Source organism: Mesorhizobium sp. SEMIA396 (assembly GCF_024518615.1).
Taxonomy (GTDB): domain Bacteria; phylum Pseudomonadota; class Alphaproteobacteria; order Rhizobiales; family Rhizobiaceae; genus Mesorhizobium.
This window is the reverse complement of record NZ_JANIFC010000007.1, coordinates 335365-352378: the sequence shown is the minus strand read 5'-3', so window position 1 is coordinate 352378 and position 17014 is coordinate 335365. Positions and strand designations below refer to the sequence as shown.

The window sequence follows — 17014 nt, the reverse complement described above, 5'->3', positions numbered from 1 at the left end:
ACGGAAAACCGGACAAAGCCACGCAGTGTCAGGAGAAGCTGTCGTAGCCGGCGCGGCCTTCATCGAGAAGTCGCCGGATCGCCGCGACGCCTTCAGCGATATCCCCGCGCTGTCTCGGCTGCGAAACGCCAAAGCGGACACCATGGAAAACCTGCTCGGAACGGCCGGCCTTGAATTCGTCCTCGTCGTCGATCAGCACGCCGTGCTCCAGGCAGGCGTTCTTGAAGGTGCCGGAAAGCCAGGGGTCGGGCAGGGTCAGCCAGACAAAGGGCACCCTGTCATGCGACTTGAACGCGAAGCCGGCCAAAGTCTCGCGCACGATGGCGATGCGGGCGCCGATTTCGGCGATGCTGCGCTTGCGTATCTCATCCGCCTGACCTGACAGCACCAGCCTTGTATTCACCTCCGCCAGCAGGAAGGGCATGCCGCCGGTCATCATCTTGTGGGCGACACGGATGCGGTGGCGGTAGGCGGGCGGGCAGGAAAGCCAGCCGCCGCGCACACCGGCTGCGACCGACTTCGACAGGCCGCCCGCGACGATGGTGCGTTCAGGCGCATACTCGGCCAGCAATGGTGTCGGATCATCGGTCAGATTGCCATAGAGATCGTCCTCGATGAGGACGACGTTGTATTCGCGTGCGACATGGGCGATCGCCTCGCGGCGCGCCGCCGACAAGGTGGCCAGCGTCGGATTCTGCGCCGTCGGCATCAGGAAGATCATCTTGGGATGCTTTTGCGCGCAGACGCGCTCGAAATCCTGCGGATCGATGCCTTCCTCGTCCGATGCCACCAGCGCGGTGCGCCTGCCGATCAGGCCGGCGCTGCGGGAAATCTGCGAGTAGGTGAGGTGCTCGAAGGCAATATAGTCGCCAGGCATGGTGAGCGCCGCGATCGCCGCCATCACCGCCGCATGGGTGCCGAGCGTGGGAACGATGGTGTCGGCACTCGGACGAAACGAATTGCGCGCCAACCAGCGGGCGCCGGCTTCGTACCATCGGTCGGGGAAGTCCCGCGTGTAGCTCGAAATCTCATGCGGATGGTCCTGCGCCGTGCGCGACAGGACACCGGCGACAATGTCGCCCTGGCCGATATCAGGTGCTGCGGTGCTGTCGAAACGCAGCTTGCCCTTAGGCGCATCGATATAGCGCGTGCCTTCGCCGCCGACGTCCGGAGCCGGAAAATCCGGCTTCGCGCGCTGGCCGAGCACATAGGTTCCACGCCCGACTTCGCCGCTCACCAGCCCACGCTCGCGCAGCAATTGATAGGCCCGGCCGACCGTGCCGACGGTGGTGCCGATGTCGTAGGCGAGGTCGCGTTGCGGCGGCAGCTTTGCGCCGGCATCGATCACCCCCCGATCGATGTCCGTCTCGATGGAATCCGCCAGCCGCTGATACAGCGGGCCGGAGCCGGCAGTGAAATCGGGGAGCCAATTTGTCATGGTGACAAGTTTCTATATTGCACCTACACATGAGTCAATCCATATCGATTGCGTGCCAAAAAGGGTACAATTTGGAATTCTGGTAGAAAGATAATGGATACAATCGCTACAATCCGTCACTCGAGAGCCGGTTTATCTGGCCAATCGACACGTCCATCAGACCGGAGCGGCTTTGTCAGCCGTCTGGTGCGTCTGGTCAGATCGCTGGCGAGATGGATCGACCATCTGTTGGAGCGCCGCCGCAGCCGGCTGGCGCTGCTGGAAATGACCGATGATCAGCTCAAGGATATCGGCGTCACACGCTGCGATGCTCACCGCGAGGGCATCAGGCCGTTCTGGGACTGATAGCTAACCGAGTTTTGATGCCCTGGTGCGTGCGCCGGCATGGTCCGCAAGGACGGCGACCACGCACAGCACGAGGAAAAGTCCGGTGATGGCTGCGGCTGAGATGACGACGCTGGTCGCGCCGTTCCTGGCGATGTCCAGGAAAGGGTAGGGCACCTCGCCGGCAAACGGCGCCCGCACCAGCGCATAGACCAGATAAGCGATGGGATAGATCACCCACCAGGAAATGTCGCTCCAGCGCGTCCTGCCGTCAGCGCCTGCGATCAGCCACCACAGCACGAACAGCACCGGCGTCACATAATGCAGCAGGACGTCGCAGAGCAGGAACAGGCCCTGCGGCTGCCAGAGCCGTGCCAGAACCGTGGCATAGACGATGAACACCAGCGCGATCGAAACCGCAACGCCGGCCCGCATCCGCGCGCCTGCAAAGGCCGGCAGCCAGGCATAGAAGGTGGGTGACAGCAGCGACGTGTACACCAGCACCGCGCCGATGTTGGTCAGGATGGTGAAGAAGCTGGAGACGAAAATGATGGAGCCGAGCAGGCTGCGGCCGGCTTCCATCGACGCCGGAATGCTGATGCAGAACTGCAGGATGAGCCCGGCGAGACCGACGACCAGTCCCACAATCTGCAGGAACCGGCCCATGGGCTAGGCCGTCGCGGCGCAGGCCGGATTGCCGGCCTGCCAGCGCGCAATGTCGGAGCCGATGCGGGCGCCGAGCGGATCGTTCATCAGCGGTCCGAAGACGTCGACGCGGCTAGAATTGCCTTGCGCCTGCACGACCAGCAAAGGTTTGCCGCCATAGTGCTTGGCCGGCACCAGCAGGAAACGCGGCGTGCCGCTGAACGAATTCAGCTCATTGGCCATCTGGTACGGTTTGAAGGCCGGGTCCTTGCTGGCGATCCAGCATTTGTGGGCAGCGATCGCCACTTGCTCCATGACCAGCAGCGCAGCACTTTTGCCTGAGGGAACAGGCGTGCTCTTTGGCGTCGACTGGCAGGACGCCAGCACAAAGCCCGCCGCGGCGACCAGCGCGATCGTCTTGCGTCTGATCAAGCGGCACCCATCTCAAGCTCGGACAGAAAAATCTTCAAACCATCGGTCATCTCGCCCCACACCCGCGACAATGCCGGGTGTTGCGAGGCGATCTGCTGGTAGGCGTCGAATTTGGGATAGGCGTCGAGCAGGTCGTGGCGTCCCGTCATGGCGCGGAAATTGTTGAAGATGAACCGTGTCGGCGTCAGCCAGGCATCGGCGAAGCTGATGTCGTCGCCGAGCGCGAATGGGCCCTGCGCCATGCGCGCCTCGATTGCCGCCAGCCCGTGATGCAGGCGGGCAAACTGGGCGTCGATCTCGGCATTGTTGCGCTTCGGCACGAAATGGAGCTCGAAAAGCTTCATCGTCGGGGTCAGCACATCGAGATCGGTGATGCGGGCGAACATGCGCACCAGTGCCCGGTCCTTGGAATCGGGCGGCAGCAGCGCCGGCTCCGGAAACCGTTCCTCGAGATATTCGGCGATGACCACCGATTCGACGATCGTCTCGCCCGAGCCGGTGATCAGCACCGGAATCCGGTTCATCGGTGAGATGGCGCGAAACTCTTCCGGGATGGGAAAACCGGGCGGCGGCGCGATGATCTTGAGTGGTACGTCCTTGATGTAGGCCAGTGCCCGCACGATCGACGAGTAGGGCGACAACGGCCGCGAATAGAGTTTCATGACCGTCTCTCTCCCCAATGAACCAGACTTGCTCCAAAGAGACAGGAATGTCCGGCTGTTTTCAAGCTGTTCGCTTCGATATCGTCAGGCTGCGATGCCGAGGGCGCTCTCGAACAGTCCGCGGCCATCGGTGCCGCCATGGGCTGCTTCGATCAGGTTTTCCGGATGCGGCATCAGCCCGAGCACATTGCCTTGGCTGTTGACGATGCCGGCAATGTCGTTGATCGAGCCGTTGGGGTTGGTGCCCTCGGCATAGCGGAACACCACCTGGCCTTCGCCTTCGATACGGGCAAGCGTGTCGGCGTCGGCGAAATAATTGCCGTCATGATGCGCGACCGGCGAGCGGATGATCTGGCCCGGCTGATAGCGGCGCGTGAACATGGTGTTGGCATTGGTGATCTCGAGCTTCACCTGCCGGCAGACGAATTTCAGCGAGGTGTTGCGCATCAAGGCGCCCGGCAACAGGCCGGCCTCGACCAGGATCTGGAAACCATTGCAGACGCCGATGACCGTAACGCCCGCGGCCGCTTTTTCGGCCACCGCCCGCATGACCGGCATGCGCGCGGCGATCGCGCCGCAGCGCAGATAGTCGCCGAAGGAAAAGCCGCCCGGAATGGCGATCAGGTCCACATCGGGGATTTCGGTGTCGGTCTGCCACACGGTGACCGGCGGCGTTCCCGAAATCTTGGTCAACGCCGCGATCATGTCGCGGTCGCGGTTGAGGCCGGGCAGAAGGACGACGGCTGCTTTCAATTTAGGCGATCTCCACCGCGTAGTTCTCAATCACCGTATTCGCCAGCAGCTTGTCGCACATGGCCTTGAGGTCGGCTTCGGCCTTGGCCTTGTCGCTTTCCGCCAGCTCGACGTCGAAAACCTTGCCCTGCCGCACCGCGCCGACGCCGCCGAAGCCAAGGCCCGACAATGCGTGTTCTATCGCCTTGCCCTGCGGGTCGAGCACGCCGTTCTTGAGGGTGACGGTAATGCGGGCCTTGATCACGCTGGACATGCTCCTGTTCTGAGTATCGGGAGGCAAGCCGCGATCAGTGCGGCTTGCCTTTGAGCCCGTCGGTCGAGGCGACAAGCACCGGGCCGGTTGGGCGCGGCGGTTCGTTCTCGTTCATGATGCCGAGGCGGCGGGCAACTTCCTGGTAAGCCTCGACGAGGCCGCCCATGTCGCGGCGGAAACGGTCCTTGTCGAGCTTGTCCTGCGTCGCCACGTCCCACAGGCGGCAGGAATCCGGCGAGATCTCGTCGGCGACGACAATGCGCATCATGTCGCCTTCGAACAGCCGGCCGCATTCGATCTTGAAGTCGACGAGCTGGATGCCGACGCCCATGAACAGGCCGGAGAGGAAGTCGTTGACGCGGATGGCCAGCGCCATGACGTCGTCGATCTCCTGCGGGCTCGCCCAGCCGAACGCGGTGATGTGCTCTTCCGACACCATCGGATCGTCGAGCGCGTCGGCCTTGTAATAGAATTCGATGATCGAGCGCGGCAGAACGGTGCCTTCCTCGATGCCGAGCCGCTTGGACAGCGAACCGGCGGCGACATTGCGCACCACCACTTCGAGCGGAATAATCTCGACTTCCTTGATCAGCTGCTCGCGCATGTTCAGCCGGCGGATGAAATGGGTCGGAATGCCCATGCGGTTCAAATGGTTGAAGATGTACTCGGAAATGCGGTTGTTGAGGACGCCCTTGCCGTCGATGACCTCGTGCTTCTTCTTGTTGAACGCGGTGGCGTCATCCTTGAAGAACTGGATAAGCGTGCCCGGTTCGGGTCCCTCATAGAGTATCTTGGCCTTGCCTTCATAAATGCGGCGGCGATTTTTCATCTGGATTTTTCTCTGGGGTTCCGGACAGGGCGGTATCAGACCATTTCCTGTCCGTCTGCCTGAAATAGTGCGGCTACGGTAGGGTTCAATGCCGGGTCTATCCCAATCACATCGTTTGCTCAATCGGCAAATCCTTCCAATCAACCGCTTTCGGGACTGAAATGCCGCAGCGCAGCATTCGATGAAGCGTATTGACCGACCCGCGACCTTTTGGTTTGTGCTTTGGCAACGCACATATTCACCGCCAACGAATCGAATTTGACCGGAGGGACGCCATGAGCAGCATGAAAGACCGCGAAGAGGGCTTTGAGCGTAAATTCGCATTCGACGAGGAGCTTCGGTTCAAGGCCTCGGCGCGCCGCAACAAGGCGCTCGGCCTGTGGGCCGCCGAAAAGCTCGGAAAGTCCGGCGCGGATGCCGACGCCTATGCCAAGGAAGTGGTTATCTCCGACATCGAGGAAGCCGGCGACCACGACGTGTTCCGCAAAATCCGCGGGGATTTCGACGCGGCCGGCGTCGAGCAGTCGGATCACCAGATCCGCCGCACGATGGACGAACTGATGGCGCAGGCGATCGAGCAGATCAAGAACACCTGATCCGGGCCATGCGCTGATCCCGGCCATACGCTGGACCAATCGACCGCCCGGCCTATCCGGGCGGTTTTTCTTTGCCTTTGTCGCGGTTTCCGGCTGAAACTGCCGGAGTTAACAAGGAAAGTATCCATGTCCCTGAAGTCCCGCCTCGCGGCCGACGAAACGCTGTTCACCGCATGGTCCGGCGTGCCGGATGCCTTGACCGTCGAAATCGTCGCCAAGCAGGGTTTCGATGCCGTCACGCTCGACATGCAGCATGGCGGCCATCACGAAGACAGCGTGCTGCGTGGCCTGGTGCCGGTGCTCGCTGCCGGCAAGCCGGCGCTGGTGCGCATTCCCGTTGGCCGTTTCGACATGGCAAGCCGCGCGCTCGATTTCGGCGCCGAGGCAGTCATCGCGCCGATGGTGAATTCGGTTGCCGATGCAAAACTGTTCGCCGCCGCCATGAAATACCCGCCGCTCGGCGAGCGCTCCTGGGGTCCGACCTACGCTTTTCCACGCCACGGCCAAGGCGACCAGGCCGACTGGCTGCGCGACACCAACCAGCGCACGATGGCCTTCGCCATGGTCGAGACGCGTGCCGCCCTCGATGCGCTCGATGGCATCCTCGACACGCCCGGCATCGACGGCATCTTCCTCGGCCCGTCGGATTTCTCGATCGCCTGGAGCAATGGTGCGACCGTCAATTCGACGCTGGAAAGCATGATGGAGACGGTGGCATCGGTGGCCGAGCGCACCCGCAAGGCCGGCAAACATGCGGCGATCTACGTTGTCGAGCCGGCAATTGCCGGCCGGGTCGTGTCGATGGGCTATCGCCTGCTGGCCATGGGCTCCGAGCATTCGCTGATCGGGCTTGGGGCAAAAACGCTGATCAAGAGCGTCCGCGATTCGATCGGGTCCTGAAGACGCTCAAGGTTTCAGATCCGTCAGGAATTTGGCGAAGGTCATTGAACCTTCGGGCCAAGGACCAAAACCTGAATCCGGGTTGAGATGACCGGTCTCACCGGCATCGATGAACAGCGAACCCCAGGCGCCGGCGATATCCTCCGCGACATCGAAGGCGCAGAACGGATCGTTGCGGCTGGCGATCACGATCGAGGGAAAGGGCAGCGGCTCACGCGGATAGGGGCCGAAGGTCATCAGGTGCCTGGGCCTGATCTCGGGATTGGCGACGTCGGGAGGTGCCACGAAGAAGGCCCCGGCAACCGGCTTGCGGAACTGCGGAATGGCTTGCACTGCAGCGGCGACACCGAGCGAGTGCGCCACCAGGACGACCGGCCGCTCGGCCTCGTTGACCGCCTCGGCAACGCTCGCCGTCCAGTCCTCGCGAACCGGCTTCGACCACTCGGCCTGTTCGACGCGGCGCGCCGTCGACAGTTTCGACTGCCAGCGGCTCTGCCAATGGTCGGGGCCGGAATTGGTGTAGCCCGGTACGATGAGAATATCTGCTTCCTTGACCTTCATGGCGCTGAGATAGCGAGCGGCATCGCTTCGTGCAACCGGCAGGAACGCCGCTTTTGATCACAATAGTGAACACCATGTTCGCTTCTTCGCGTCTTGTGTGAACGATGCAGATGGACGATCTGTGGTCAGGAAAAGAAACAGCCGTGCGCGGGAACCCTGACTTTGGAACTGACACGACGTACAATGATCGGCGGAGTGGGGCTTCTCGCTTTGGGAGCTTCATCGCAGGCCGGTCGAACGGAGCATTCGATGAGCGAGTTGCCTTTTGCCGCCACCACCCCGGTCAGCGTTGCCCGCGTCGGGCTGAAGGCGCGCGACGCGGAAAGCCTTGCCGCCTATTACCGCGAAATTGTCGGTCTGCAGGAGTTGAGCCGTGCCGATGGCGCGATCACCCTGGGCGCCGCCAACCGTCCCTTGTTGGTGCTTGAGCAGGACGCTTCAGCCAAGCCGGATGATCCGCGCAGCGCCGGGCTGTTCCACACCGCCTTCCTGCTGCCCAGCCGCGCCGACCTCGGCCGCTGGATCAACCACGCCATATCAAACAAGATCGCGATCGAGGGCGCTTCCGACCATCTGGTCAGCGAAGCCCTGTACCTGACCGATCCCGAAGGCAATGGCATCGAGATCTATGCCGACCGCCGTCCGCAGGACTGGAAGTGGAACGGCGACAAGATTGCCATGGCGACAGAACGGCTGAACATTCCGTCCGTCGTTGCCGAAGTGCCGGCGGGTGATGCCGGCTGGCAGGGTACGCCGGAAAACAGCATCGTCGGCCATGTCCACCTGCGTGTCGGCAGGCCGGAAGACGCCGAAGCCTGGTGGAACCAGGAATTTGGCTTCGACACCATGGCCAAATACGGTGGCCAGGCGGTGTTCCTGTCGTCGGGCGGCTATCATCACCACATCGGCGCCAACGCCTGGCAGAGTTCAGGCGCCGGCCGCCGCGATTCGAGCCGGTCGGGCCTTGCCTGGGTCGAGATGCGTTCGGACAAGGTGACGAGCCCGGCAACCCGCGAAGATCCGTGGGGCACGGTGATCAGGACTATTCCCGCCAAGGCTTGAGAGCGTCTTTCTCCCCGTCACTATACGGGGAGAAATGCCCGGCAGGGAAATGAGGGGCAGCGCCAAAGTCGTGAATTTGTCAAAGCGTGAATGGTTGCGATCGTCGCCGAAGTCGGCACCGCCCCTCATCCGCCTGCCGGCACCTTCTCCCCGTATAGTGACGGGGAGAAGGAAGCTCAGGCTTCCCCAAACACCCGCTTGAAGATCGTGTCGACATGCTTGGTATGATAGCCCAAGTCGAATTTCTCGCGGATTTCGGCTTCCGGCAGCGCTGCGGTCACTTCCTTGTCGGCCAAAAGTTCCTCAAGGAAATCAGCGCCTTGCTCCCACACTCTCATGGCGTTGCGCTGCACCAGCCGGTAGGAGTCTTCGCGCGACAGGCCGGCTTGGGTCAGCGCCAGCATGACGCGCTGCGAATGCACGAGGCCGCGGAACTTGTTCATGTTCTTCAGCATGTTGTCGGGATAGACGAGCAGCTTGTCGACGACGCCGGTCAGCCGTGACAGTGCGAAATCGAGCGTCACGGTGGCATCCGGGCCGATCATGCGCTCGACCGAGGAGTGCGAGATGTCGCGCTCGTGCCAGAGCGCCACATTTTCCATCGCCGGCAGCGCCATGGAGCGCACCATGCGGGCAAGACCGGTGAGGTTTTCGGTCAGCACCGGGTTGCGCTTGTGCGGCATGGCCGACGAGCCCTTCTGGCCCGGCGAAAAATACTCTTCAGCTTCCAGCACTTCGGTGCGCTGCAAATGCCGGATTTCGATCGACAGCCGCTCGACCGACGAGGCGATGACGCCGAGCGTGGCAAAGAACATGGCGTGGCGGTCGCGCGGGATCACTTGCGTCGACACCGGCTCGGGCTTCAGGCCGAGCTTTGCCGCCACATGCTCCTCGACATAGGGGTCGATGTTGGCGAAGGTGCCGACCGCGCCCGAAATCGCGCAGGTGGCGATGTCTTCGCGCGCGTGCACCAACCGCTCGCGGCAGCGCGAGAATTCGGCATAGGCCTGCGCCAGCTTGACGCCAAAGGTCGTCGGCTCGGCATGGATGCCATGGCTGCGGCCGATGGTGACGGTGTCCTTGTGCTCGAAGGCGCGGCGCTTAAGCGCTGCAAGCAAGCCATCGATGTCGGCGAGCAGGATGTCGCTGGCGCGGGTAAGCTGCACCGCAAAGCAGGTGTCGAGAACATCGGACGAGGTCATCCCCTGGTGGATGAAGCGGGCGTCCGGTCCGACGAATTCGGCAAGATGGGTCAGGAAGGCGATGACGTCATGCTTGGTGACGCGCTCGATCTCGTCGATCGCCTCGACATCGAATTTTGCCGCCCCGCCCTTTTCCCAGATGGTTTTTGCCGCTTCCCTGGGGATGACGCCGAGTTCGGCCAACGCGTCGCAGGCATAGGCTTCGATCTCGAACCAGATGCGGAACCGGGTTTCTGGCGACCAGATGGCGACCATTTCCGGCCGGGAATAGCGAGGGATCATCGGTCAGTCCTGACATATCGAGAAGTTTGCCCGCGTCCTAACAGAGGCGAGCAAAATGCTCAACGCTGCTGGCGCGCAAACCAGACGCCCGCGGCAAACAGAGCGATGAAACCAACTGGAAAATAGAGCCGGATGCCCAGCACCACGAACTGGTAGAGCGCAATCAGCGTCGTGAAGACGAACTGGAGGACCCAGGTGCGGGTGAAAGCAGGGGCGTGCCACTCGGCGTAGTAGGAGCGGTACTGCAGGGCAAAGAGCCCGGCGGTCAGGCCGATCGTCGCCGCGGCTAGGCACACGAAGGCCGCGGCAAAGGCGACTTCCCAGCGTCTTCCCTGCGAGACCAGCCGCGCCGCGAACAGGCCGATGGGAAAAGCCAGCGCAGCTCCCACCGCAAACAGCGCGGTGACAATGCGGATTTTCGCCGGCGTCTCCCAGTCGTCCAACAACAGGGCGACGAGCGCGCTGGCGCCCATCGTCGTGGCCCATAGCAAGGCGCCATAAAACGCAGTGCGCGGCGTCGGTATCGCGCGGCGAAGGCGGTTCAGCGAACGATCGCGCGGGGCGGGTGGGACAAGCGGTGTCACAGGCGGCCGGTCACCGCGATCCAGCGAAAGTCCGGGCCTTCAAAGCCGTATTGGCGCACCGCGATCAGCACGGCATAGGCGCTGAGACTGTCCATCGAAAAGGTCTGCACAGCGCCGATGCGGTAGCCGTTCGGGCAACCCCGGCTTTTCGGTATCGACTTGTCCTCGTGCAGCAGCTTGGTCGTGCCGCCATCCTGCGCCTCGATACGCAGCAGCCGGAAGCCGTTGATCTCGCCCTGGCTCTCGCAGCCCTCGGTGTTGTTCATGCCGAGATCGTCGAGCCGAAACTCGAGCGGTGGGTCGACCGGCGAAAAGATCGGGCGCGGGTTGACTGCCATCCGGTGCGGATCGGCCGAAAGTTCGGTCACCGGGTTGAAGCCGGCGGTGATGCCGCGATTGGCGTCCAACTCGGCCTGACTGACAATGGCTTCGCCTTTTTGCCGGGCCTGAAGGCGCGCCGCATCCAGTTTGGCATTCTCGTCCTCAAGCCGGACCCGGATCGGCGTGCCCTTGAGAAAGCTGTCGGTGCTGGTGTCGATGTAGTAGCGGTTGGCATAGGGAAAACCCGATCCATCCTGCACGCCATATTCCTCGAAAGCAAAGACGCTGCCGTCCTTGGTGAAGCCGAGGATTTCAAGTTCGGCGACATCGCCGGCATGAGCCGCGATCGAGGTGGCAAACTGTGCAAGCAGGCCAACGGCAAACAGAAAGAGCATTCGCATCGGTCTTCACCCCCGTGATCGTCTCAATCCCCTAGCACGCCGAAATCAAAACGTCGTGCGGTGCGAAAGCCGATGCATCCAATCGGCCCGTCATTTGTTATCGTCGGCAGTCCCAATGGAGACCACCATGACCGACACCAGCAAAATTCGCGAGCATATGGAAGTCGTCGGCGCCGACGGCGTGCATGTCGGCACTGTCGACAAGGTCGATGGCCAGCGCATCAAGCTGACCAAGGCCGATAGCGGCGAGGGCGCTCACAAGGGCCATCATCACTATATTCCCCTGAGCCTGATTGCCGAAGTCGACGGCAAGAAGGTCTGGCTGTCGGCGAATTCCGATGTTGCGGTGACGTTCGAGGAAGAAAAGTCCGATCGGGTCTGATTATCGCTTCACCTCAGGCGTGACGACCAGACCGGAAACAGATCGTTTTCGGCAGGGGTTGCCGCATAGACGCCGCGGCTGATGGCGCGCGCCATGGTGGCGCCGGCTGCGGCGTAGAGATCGATCGCCGCATCGGCGGAGAGTTCGATACCGCTCGTGCCGGTCGCCAGCGCGAACACAAGGTCGCCATCGGCCGGTGTGTGCGTCGGCCATATCGCGCGCACGAACCCGTCATGCGCCGATATCGCCAGGCGCTTGGCGGCAGCTTTTGTGAGCACCGCATCGGTGGCAATGACGGCGATGGTGGTGTTGCCGCCGGTCTCCATCTGCCTGCCAACATGCTTGTCGCGGTGTTTCAAAAGAATCCGTTTCGCATCGTCCGGCATCGGCGAGGGATAACCAAGCCCGCCGAATTCGTTGCCGATTTCGAACGGTGCTGCCCAGAAATGGCGGGTTCGGCCTGTGGTCACCGATCCGGTCGGGTTGACGGCGGCCAGCGCACCGACGGTGACGCCGCTATCCAGCAGCGTCGAGGCGGAGCCGAGGCCGCCTTTCAGCCCCGAGGTCAGCGCGCCGGTGCCGGCGCCGATCGTGCCAAGCTGGAAATCGGCGGCGGCAGTTTGCGCGGCCTCATAGCCAAGCTCGCGGTAGGGCGGATAACGGCCCCAATCCTTGTCGCCGCCATTGCGCAGGTCGAACAGGATCGCCGACGGCACGATCGGCACGCGAAAACCACCGACCTCCAGGCCGATGCCGCGTTCGCGCAATGCCGCCTGCACGCCGGACGCCGCGTCGAGGCCGAAAGCCGAACCGCCTGAAAGCACGACGGCGTGCACCACATCGACGGAATTGTGCGGTTCGAGCAGGTCTGTCTCGCGCGTGCCCGGCGCGCCGCCCAGGATCTGAACGCCGGCCACTGTCGGCGTGTCGCAAAGCACGGTCGTGACGCCGGACTTCAGGCTGGCGTCGGACGCATTGCCGACGCGCAGGCCGGCAACGTCGGTGATCAGGTTGCGTGGGCCGGTGCGAAACATCAGTTGCTTTCCAAGGGCGCAAAGCGCGTGCCGTCGAAACGGAAGACGCGGTAAGGTCTCTGGCTGAGGTCGCCTTTTGCATCAAAGCGGATCGGCCCGATCGCCGTGGTGAAATCCTGTCCGGTCAGGGCCTCCGTCAGCGGCTTGCCCGAGCTTTCGGACAAGCCTGATGCTGCCTTGGCGATTTCGACCGCCGCAAAGGCCGGCAGCGCATAGCCGTCAGGCACGATCTTCTTAGCGTCAAATGCCGCCAGCACTTTTGGATCGGCGACATCGGCCCATTCCGGCGGTGCGATCATCAGCGTGCCCACGGCATAGGGTACATCGCCCGGCGGTGTGCGGAGATTTTCGCCGCCGGCAAAGACGATGCCCGCCTGAAGCTGTGCGGCATCGCGGCCCATGATGGCGATGTCGTCGCCGTCGCCACCGGCAAAGACATGCGTCGCGCCAGCCTTCTTCAGCCGGCCGATCATGCCGATCTGGTTGTCGAGCTGTGGCCGGAACGTGTCGACGAATACCGGTTTCAGCGCTGCCTGTTCGGCCGCTGCCCGCAACGTCTCGGCGATCTCACGTCCGTAGATGGTGCCGTCGTCGATAATGGCGAACAGCTCGTTCTGCCATAGATGGGTGAGGGCGGACGCGATGGCGTTGCGCTCATCGTCGCCGCGCGGCCCGAGGCGATAGACCGGCCAGCCGGCCTTGGCGCGGCGGTCGGTCAGGCTCTCGGTCCGCACGCCAACGGTGATGACCGGAATGTTGGCGTCCTTGAGGATCGGCATCGCCGCCTCGATCGCCTCGGTGCAGAGAAACCCGACTACGATGTCGACCTTGGCGGCTGCGAATTCCTTGGCCGCGGCAGCGCCGCCGTCCGCGGTGCAGGCATCATCCACGGTCTTCAGTTCGATGCCGTTCGCTTCGGCCGCCAGGCCGGTGCCGGCCTCGATCTGCTTGCCGAGAATGGCAGATGGTCCCGATAGCGGTGCCGCGACGCCGACGAGCAGCGTCTGGGCATCCGCGGCACTGGCCAGAAACAGCCAGAACAGCGCCGCTATTGTTCTTGTCTTGGGTCGCATTCGAGCGATGGGTCCCTCCGTGCCGGCTCTATGCTCCTGGCACTATTGCCGCCAAGACCTAAAGGCTGCCCGGCCTTGGTGCAACACGGGAATTTCGGGATATGGCTCAAGCACTTCGCTTGTGGCGGGCTATATCTGGCCATATATGTCGGTAGGATCCTGACCATGGAAAAAATACGGTGCTGAAGAAGAACGACATTGGGCCGCAGGCCTATCGCGACGCGATGAGCCACTTTGCCGGCCACGTCCATGTGGTCACCACCGACGGGCCGGCCGGCAAGCGCGGCACGACGGTGATCGCCGCCTGTTCGGTGTCGGACACGCCGCCGACCATCCTGGTCTGTCTCAACCGCGAAAATGCCAAGAATGAGCTGTTCGTGAAAAACGGCAGGTTTGCCCTGAACACGCTGGCCTCGCACCAGGAGCCGCTGTCGGTCGGCTTTTCCGGCATCACCGGCCTGCCGGTCGAGGAACGTTTCGCGCTTGGCGAATGGGATGTGATCTCCACCGGCGCGCCGACGCTGAAAGGCGCGCTTGCCGTGTTCGACTGCGAATTGATCGACACCAAGGATCTGGCCACCCATCGTGTGCTTTTTGGCAAGGTGACAGGTCTGCGTATGGGCGATAATTTGCGGCCGCTGATCTACCACGCCCGCGGCTACCACGTTCTGGACAGCGGAGCGGCGGCGTTCACGGAGAAAGAATGACCGAGCTGAAACCGCGCGCCGCGCCACGGACGATCGACGAGACGCTCGATCTCCTGACCGGTGCGGACTATGTGGCGGACCGGTCGCTGGCGACCGTGCTGTTCCTGTCGTTGCGTATGAAGCGGCCGCTGTTCCTCGAGGGCGAGGCCGGCGTCGGCAAGACCGAGATCGCCAAGGTGTTGGCACAGGCGCTCGGTCGCCGGCTGATCCGCCTGCAGTGCTATGAAGGCCTCGACGTTTCGTCCGCCGTCTATGAGTGGAACTACGCCGCGCAGATGATCGAGATCCGCATGGAGGAGGCGGCCGGCAAGGTCGAGCGCTCCGCCATGGAGCGCAACGTCTTTTCCGAAAAATACCTGATCCGCCGCCCGGTGCTCGATGCGCTGACCGGAAAGACGGGCGCTGCCCCGGTTTTCCTGATCGATGAGCTCGACCGCACCGACGAGGCCTTCGAGGCCTTTCTGCTCGAAATCCTGTCCGACTTCCAAGTGACGGTGCCCGAACTCGGCACCATCAAGGCGGAAGAACCGCCGATCGTCATCATCACCACCAATCGCACCCGCGAAATCCACGATGCGCTGAAGCGGCGCTGCCTCTATCACTGGGTCGACTATCCCAACGCCGAGCGCGAGCTCGAGATCGTGCGCCGTAAGGTGCCGCAGGCCAACCAGCGGCTTTCGGCAGAAGTGGTCTCCTTTATCCAGAAGCTGCGCCAGATCGAATTGTTCAAGGTGCCTGGCGTCGCCGAGACCATCGACTGGGCCGGCGCGCTGACCGAGCTCGACAAGGTGGCGCTCGATCCGGAAACCGTCTCCGACACGATCGGCGTGCTGTTGAAATACCAGGACGACATTGCCCGCATCGAACAGGGCGAAGGCCGGCGCATCCTCAACGAGGTGAAGGCCGAGCTTTCGGCGGCGGAGTAGGCGATGCCGCGCCCCGAACCGAAAGAGGCCATGCCGCACGGGCGGATTGCCGACAACATCGTCTATTTTGCCCGCACCTTACGCAAGGCCGGCATGCGGGTCGGGCCGGCCTCGGTCAAGGACGCCATCGAGGCGGTGCTCGCCGCCGGCATTGGTTCGCGCGACGATTTCTACTGGACGCTGCACGCCGTGCTGGTGTCCAGGCATGAGGATCACGCCACTTTCGACGAAGCTTTCCGGCTGTTCTGGAAATCGCGTGAACTGATCGAGAAGATGCTGGCTATGTTTTCGCCGGTGGCACCCGACACCAGGGAAAAGCAGAAGCCGCGCGCCGCTGAAAACCGGGTCAGCCAGGCGATGTTCGAGGGCCACCAGAAGAACCAGCCGCCACAGGAAATTCCCGAGATCGAGGTCGACGCCCGCTTCACCTTTTCCGGCAACGAGGTGCTGCGGGCCAAGGATTTTGCCCAGATGAACGCCGCCGAGATGGCCGACGCCAAGAAGGCGATCGCCGAACTGCGGCTGCCTTTCGACATGGTGCGGACCCGGCGCTTCAAGGCCGATGCGCATGGCCGCCGCATTGATCCGCGAGCCATGATGCGTTCGGCCGCGCGCACCGGCGGCGAACTGATCCTGCCGAAATTCCGCTCAGCCCGCGAAGTTCATCCGCCTTTGGTGGTTCTGGCCGACATTTCAGGCTCGATGAGCCAGTACACGCGCATCTTCCTGCATTTCTTGCATGCACTGACGGAAAAAAGGCGTCGCGTGCACACCTTCGTCTTCGGTACCAGACTGACCAATCTGACCCGGCAGATGCGCCACCGCGATCCCGATGCAGCACTTGCCGACTGTTCTGCGGCGGTCAAGGACTGGTCGGGCGGCACCCGCATCGGCGACACACTTGCCGAGTTCAACCTGATATGGTCGCGGCGCGTGCTGGGGCAGGGGGCGGTCGTGCTTCTGATCACCGACGGGTTGGAGCGCGACGATGTCGACGGCCTGTCGGAGGAAATGGAGCGCCTGCACAAATCCTGCCGGCGGCTGATCTGGCTGAACCCGTTGCTGCGCTTTGACGGTTTTCAGGCGCGCGCCCGTGGCGTCAAGGCGATGCTGCCGCATGTCGACGAGTTCCGCTCGGTGCACAATCTCGATGCGCTGGCCGATCTCTGCGCGTCATTGGACAAGAAGTCGGCACAATCCGTCGATCCGCGCCGATGGCTGGACGCTGGCGCGAGGCACGCCGCATAACCATATCTTTCCCACCCGGAAAACAGATCCCGAGAAAAACAGACTTCTGGAGAAACGGTCATGGAAAGCAGCATTTATCTGGATGAGGCCCGCGACCCGCTGATCATCGCGGAGGGCTGGATGAAGGACGGCAAGGACGTGGCCATCGCGACTGTGGTCGAGACCTGGGGTTCGGCGCCCCGACCTGTAGGCAGCCATCTGGTCATCGACGCCGACGGCAATTTCCACGGCTCCGTCTCGGGCGGCTGCGTCGAAGGCGCTGTGGTCAGTGAGGCCATCGACGTCATCGACAGCGGCAAGGCCAGGATGCTGGAGTTCGGTGTTGCCGATGAGACCGCATGGCAGGTCGGCTTGTCCTGTGGCGGCCGCATCAAGGTGTACGTGGAAAGACTGGGCTGA

The 17014-nt window shown here is 62.9% G+C and carries 22 protein-coding genes; 9 read left to right on the top strand and 13 right to left on the bottom strand.

What is annotated here, in order from left to right:
• Positions 1 to 28 precede the first annotated feature (28 nt).
• Positions 29 to 1438, bottom strand: coding sequence for a PLP-dependent aminotransferase family protein (locus tag NP503_RS19235; protein WP_127269911.1), 1410 nt, complete (start codon positions 1436 to 1438; stop codon positions 29 to 31).
• A 93-nt stretch (positions 1439 to 1531) separates the two neighbouring features.
• Between NP503_RS19235 and NP503_RS19230 the strand changes: the two genes are divergently transcribed.
• Complete coding sequence (locus tag NP503_RS19230) at positions 1532 to 1783, top strand: DUF1127 domain-containing protein (protein WP_027036978.1); 252 nt, start codon at positions 1532 to 1534, stop codon at positions 1781 to 1783.
• A 3-nt stretch (positions 1784 to 1786) separates the two neighbouring features.
• Here the strand turns inward: NP503_RS19230 and NP503_RS19225 are convergent, their stop codons facing one another.
• The 6 genes from NP503_RS19225 to purC form a co-directional block, all read right to left on the bottom strand.
• On the bottom strand, positions 1787 to 2428 hold the full coding sequence (locus NP503_RS19225) for a Pr6Pr family membrane protein (RefSeq protein ID WP_127269909.1): 642 nt from the start codon (positions 2426 to 2428) through the stop codon (positions 1787 to 1789).
• A 3-nt stretch (positions 2429 to 2431) separates the two neighbouring features.
• Positions 2432 to 2839, bottom strand: coding sequence for a hypothetical protein (locus tag NP503_RS19220; RefSeq protein WP_127269907.1), 408 nt, complete (start codon positions 2837 to 2839; stop codon positions 2432 to 2434).
• The gene (locus NP503_RS19215; RefSeq protein ID WP_127269905.1) at positions 2836 to 3501 is read right to left on the bottom strand and encodes a glutathione S-transferase family protein; all 666 of its coding nucleotides are present in this window, start codon (positions 3499 to 3501) and stop codon (positions 2836 to 2838) included. Before NP503_RS19215 ends, NP503_RS19220 begins: the two co-directional genes overlap by 4 nt.
• 84 nt (positions 3502 to 3585) lie before the next feature.
• Complete coding sequence (purQ, locus tag NP503_RS19210) at positions 3586 to 4254, bottom strand: phosphoribosylformylglycinamidine synthase subunit PurQ (protein ID WP_127269903.1); 669 nt, start codon at positions 4252 to 4254, stop codon at positions 3586 to 3588.
• A gap of 1 nt (position 4255) precedes the next feature.
• Positions 4256 to 4498: a phosphoribosylformylglycinamidine synthase subunit PurS gene (purS, locus tag NP503_RS19205; protein ID WP_023810342.1), complete on the bottom strand. Its 243-nt coding sequence runs from the start codon at positions 4496 to 4498 to the stop codon at positions 4256 to 4258.
• 43 nt (positions 4499 to 4541) lie between these two features.
• Positions 4542 to 5336, bottom strand: a complete 795-nt coding sequence (purC, locus tag NP503_RS19200) for a phosphoribosylaminoimidazolesuccinocarboxamide synthase (RefSeq protein WP_013532127.1) — start codon at positions 5334 to 5336, stop codon at positions 4542 to 4544.
• Positions 5337 to 5611: 275 nt separating this feature from the next.
• Between purC and NP503_RS19195 the strand changes: the two genes are divergently transcribed.
• The gene (locus NP503_RS19195; RefSeq protein ID WP_013532126.1) at positions 5612 to 5932 is read left to right on the top strand and encodes a DUF1476 domain-containing protein; all 321 of its coding nucleotides are present in this window, start codon (positions 5612 to 5614) and stop codon (positions 5930 to 5932) included.
• A 126-nt stretch (positions 5933 to 6058) separates the two neighbouring features.
• Positions 6059 to 6832: an HpcH/HpaI aldolase/citrate lyase family protein gene (locus tag NP503_RS19190; RefSeq protein ID WP_127269901.1), complete on the top strand. Its 774-nt coding sequence runs from the start codon at positions 6059 to 6061 to the stop codon at positions 6830 to 6832.
• 6 nt (positions 6833 to 6838) lie between these two features.
• Here NP503_RS19190 and NP503_RS19185 read toward each other — a convergent pair whose 3' ends face one another.
• Entirely contained in the window at positions 6839 to 7393 is a 555-nt protein-coding gene (locus tag NP503_RS19185) for an alpha/beta hydrolase (protein WP_127269899.1), read from the bottom strand.
• A 249-nt stretch (positions 7394 to 7642) separates the two neighbouring features.
• Between NP503_RS19185 and NP503_RS19180 the strand changes: the two genes are divergently transcribed.
• Positions 7643 to 8455, top strand: a complete 813-nt coding sequence (locus NP503_RS19180) for a VOC family protein (RefSeq protein ID WP_127269897.1) — start codon at positions 7643 to 7645, stop codon at positions 8453 to 8455.
• A gap of 176 nt (positions 8456 to 8631) precedes the next feature.
• On the opposite strand, the gene purB is transcribed toward NP503_RS19180, so the two are convergent.
• From purB to NP503_RS19165, 3 genes are all read right to left on the bottom strand, one after another.
• Positions 8632 to 9939: an adenylosuccinate lyase gene (gene purB, locus NP503_RS19175; RefSeq protein WP_127269895.1), complete on the bottom strand. Its 1308-nt coding sequence runs from the start codon at positions 9937 to 9939 to the stop codon at positions 8632 to 8634.
• Between the two features lie 59 nt (positions 9940 to 9998).
• Entirely contained in the window at positions 9999 to 10412 is a 414-nt protein-coding gene (locus NP503_RS19170; protein WP_127269893.1) for a hypothetical protein, read from the bottom strand.
• A gap of 107 nt (positions 10413 to 10519) precedes the next feature.
• Positions 10520 to 11245: a DUF2259 domain-containing protein gene (locus tag NP503_RS19165; RefSeq protein WP_127269891.1), complete on the bottom strand. Its 726-nt coding sequence runs from the start codon at positions 11243 to 11245 to the stop codon at positions 10520 to 10522.
• A gap of 127 nt (positions 11246 to 11372) precedes the next feature.
• Here NP503_RS19165 and NP503_RS19160 point away from each other — a divergent pair, with 127 nt between their 5' ends.
• The gene (locus tag NP503_RS19160) at positions 11373 to 11627 is read left to right on the top strand and encodes a DUF2171 domain-containing protein (RefSeq protein ID WP_127269889.1); all 255 of its coding nucleotides are present in this window, start codon (positions 11373 to 11375) and stop codon (positions 11625 to 11627) included.
• 8 nt (positions 11628 to 11635) lie between these two features.
• On the opposite strand, the gene NP503_RS19155 is transcribed toward NP503_RS19160, so the two are convergent.
• Both NP503_RS19155 and NP503_RS19150 read right to left on the bottom strand, forming a co-directional pair.
• Positions 11636 to 12661, bottom strand: coding sequence for a P1 family peptidase (locus tag NP503_RS19155; protein ID WP_127269887.1), 1026 nt, complete (start codon positions 12659 to 12661; stop codon positions 11636 to 11638).
• Complete coding sequence (locus tag NP503_RS19150) at positions 12661 to 13734, bottom strand: branched-chain amino acid ABC transporter substrate-binding protein (RefSeq protein ID WP_127269885.1); 1074 nt, start codon at positions 13732 to 13734, stop codon at positions 12661 to 12663. Before NP503_RS19150 ends, NP503_RS19155 begins: the two co-directional genes overlap by 1 nt.
• Positions 13735 to 13913: 179 nt before the next feature.
• Between NP503_RS19150 and NP503_RS19145 the strand changes: the two genes are divergently transcribed.
• From NP503_RS19145 to NP503_RS19130, 4 genes are read left to right on the top strand one after another with little or no spacing between them, the layout of a single operon-like run.
• Complete coding sequence (locus tag NP503_RS19145; protein ID WP_095791541.1) at positions 13914 to 14441, top strand: flavin reductase; 528 nt, start codon at positions 13914 to 13916, stop codon at positions 14439 to 14441.
• Positions 14438 to 15367 carry a MoxR family ATPase gene (locus NP503_RS19140; protein WP_023810354.1) on the top strand — a complete coding sequence of 310 codons (930 nt, stop codon included), beginning with the start codon at positions 14438 to 14440 and terminating at the stop codon, positions 15365 to 15367. Before NP503_RS19145 ends, NP503_RS19140 begins: the two co-directional genes overlap by 4 nt.
• A gap of 3 nt (positions 15368 to 15370) precedes the next feature.
• Positions 15371 to 16615, top strand: coding sequence for a VWA domain-containing protein (locus tag NP503_RS19135; protein WP_127269883.1), 1245 nt, complete (start codon positions 15371 to 15373; stop codon positions 16613 to 16615).
• A gap of 60 nt (positions 16616 to 16675) precedes the next feature.
• Entirely contained in the window at positions 16676 to 17014 is a 339-nt protein-coding gene (locus NP503_RS19130; protein ID WP_127267830.1) for an XdhC family protein, read from the top strand.

Excerpts from the sequence above, each read along its gene's own strand:
- NP503_RS19160 (WP_127269889.1), top strand. The coding sequence starts at position 11,373 with ATGACCGACACCAGCAAAATTCGCGAGCATATGGAAGTCGTCGGCGCC.
- NP503_RS19150 (WP_127269885.1), bottom strand. The coding sequence starts at position 13,734 with ATGCGACCCAAGACAAGAACAATAGCGGCGCTGTTCTGGCTGTTTCTG.
- NP503_RS19135 (WP_127269883.1), top strand. The coding sequence starts at position 15,371 with ATGCCGCGCCCCGAACCGAAAGAGGCCATGCCGCACGGGCGGATTGCC.
- NP503_RS19195 (WP_013532126.1), top strand. The coding sequence starts at position 5,612 with ATGAGCAGCATGAAAGACCGCGAAGAGGGCTTTGAGCGTAAATTCGCA.
- NP503_RS19225 (WP_127269909.1), bottom strand. The coding sequence starts at position 2,428 with ATGGGCCGGTTCCTGCAGATTGTGGGACTGGTCGTCGGTCTCGCCGGG.
- NP503_RS19235 (WP_127269911.1), bottom strand. The coding sequence starts at position 1,438 with ATGACAAATTGGCTCCCCGATTTCACTGCCGGCTCCGGCCCGCTGTAT.
- NP503_RS19140 (WP_023810354.1), top strand. The coding sequence starts at position 14,438 with ATGACCGAGCTGAAACCGCGCGCCGCGCCACGGACGATCGACGAGACG.
- NP503_RS19190 (WP_127269901.1), top strand. The coding sequence starts at position 6,059 with ATGTCCCTGAAGTCCCGCCTCGCGGCCGACGAAACGCTGTTCACCGCA.
- NP503_RS19155 (WP_127269887.1), bottom strand. The coding sequence starts at position 12,661 with ATGTTTCGCACCGGCCCACGCAACCTGATCACCGACGTTGCCGGCCTG.
- NP503_RS19180 (WP_127269897.1), top strand. The coding sequence starts at position 7,643 with ATGAGCGAGTTGCCTTTTGCCGCCACCACCCCGGTCAGCGTTGCCCGC.
- NP503_RS19170 (WP_127269893.1), bottom strand. The coding sequence starts at position 10,412 with ATGGGCGCCAGCGCGCTCGTCGCCCTGTTGTTGGACGACTGGGAGACG.
- NP503_RS19165 (WP_127269891.1), bottom strand. The coding sequence starts at position 11,245 with ATGCGAATGCTCTTTCTGTTTGCCGTTGGCCTGCTTGCACAGTTTGCC.
- purC (WP_013532127.1), bottom strand. The coding sequence starts at position 5,336 with ATGAAAAATCGCCGCCGCATTTATGAAGGCAAGGCCAAGATACTCTAT.
- NP503_RS19130 (WP_127267830.1), top strand. The coding sequence starts at position 16,676 with ATGGAAAGCAGCATTTATCTGGATGAGGCCCGCGACCCGCTGATCATC.
- NP503_RS19185 (WP_127269899.1), bottom strand. The coding sequence starts at position 7,393 with ATGAAGGTCAAGGAAGCAGATATTCTCATCGTACCGGGCTACACCAAT.
- purB (WP_127269895.1), bottom strand. The coding sequence starts at position 9,939 with ATGATCCCTCGCTATTCCCGGCCGGAAATGGTCGCCATCTGGTCGCCA.
- NP503_RS19230 (WP_027036978.1), top strand. The coding sequence starts at position 1,532 with ATGGATACAATCGCTACAATCCGTCACTCGAGAGCCGGTTTATCTGGC.
- NP503_RS19215 (WP_127269905.1), bottom strand. The coding sequence starts at position 3,501 with ATGAAACTCTATTCGCGGCCGTTGTCGCCCTACTCGTCGATCGTGCGG.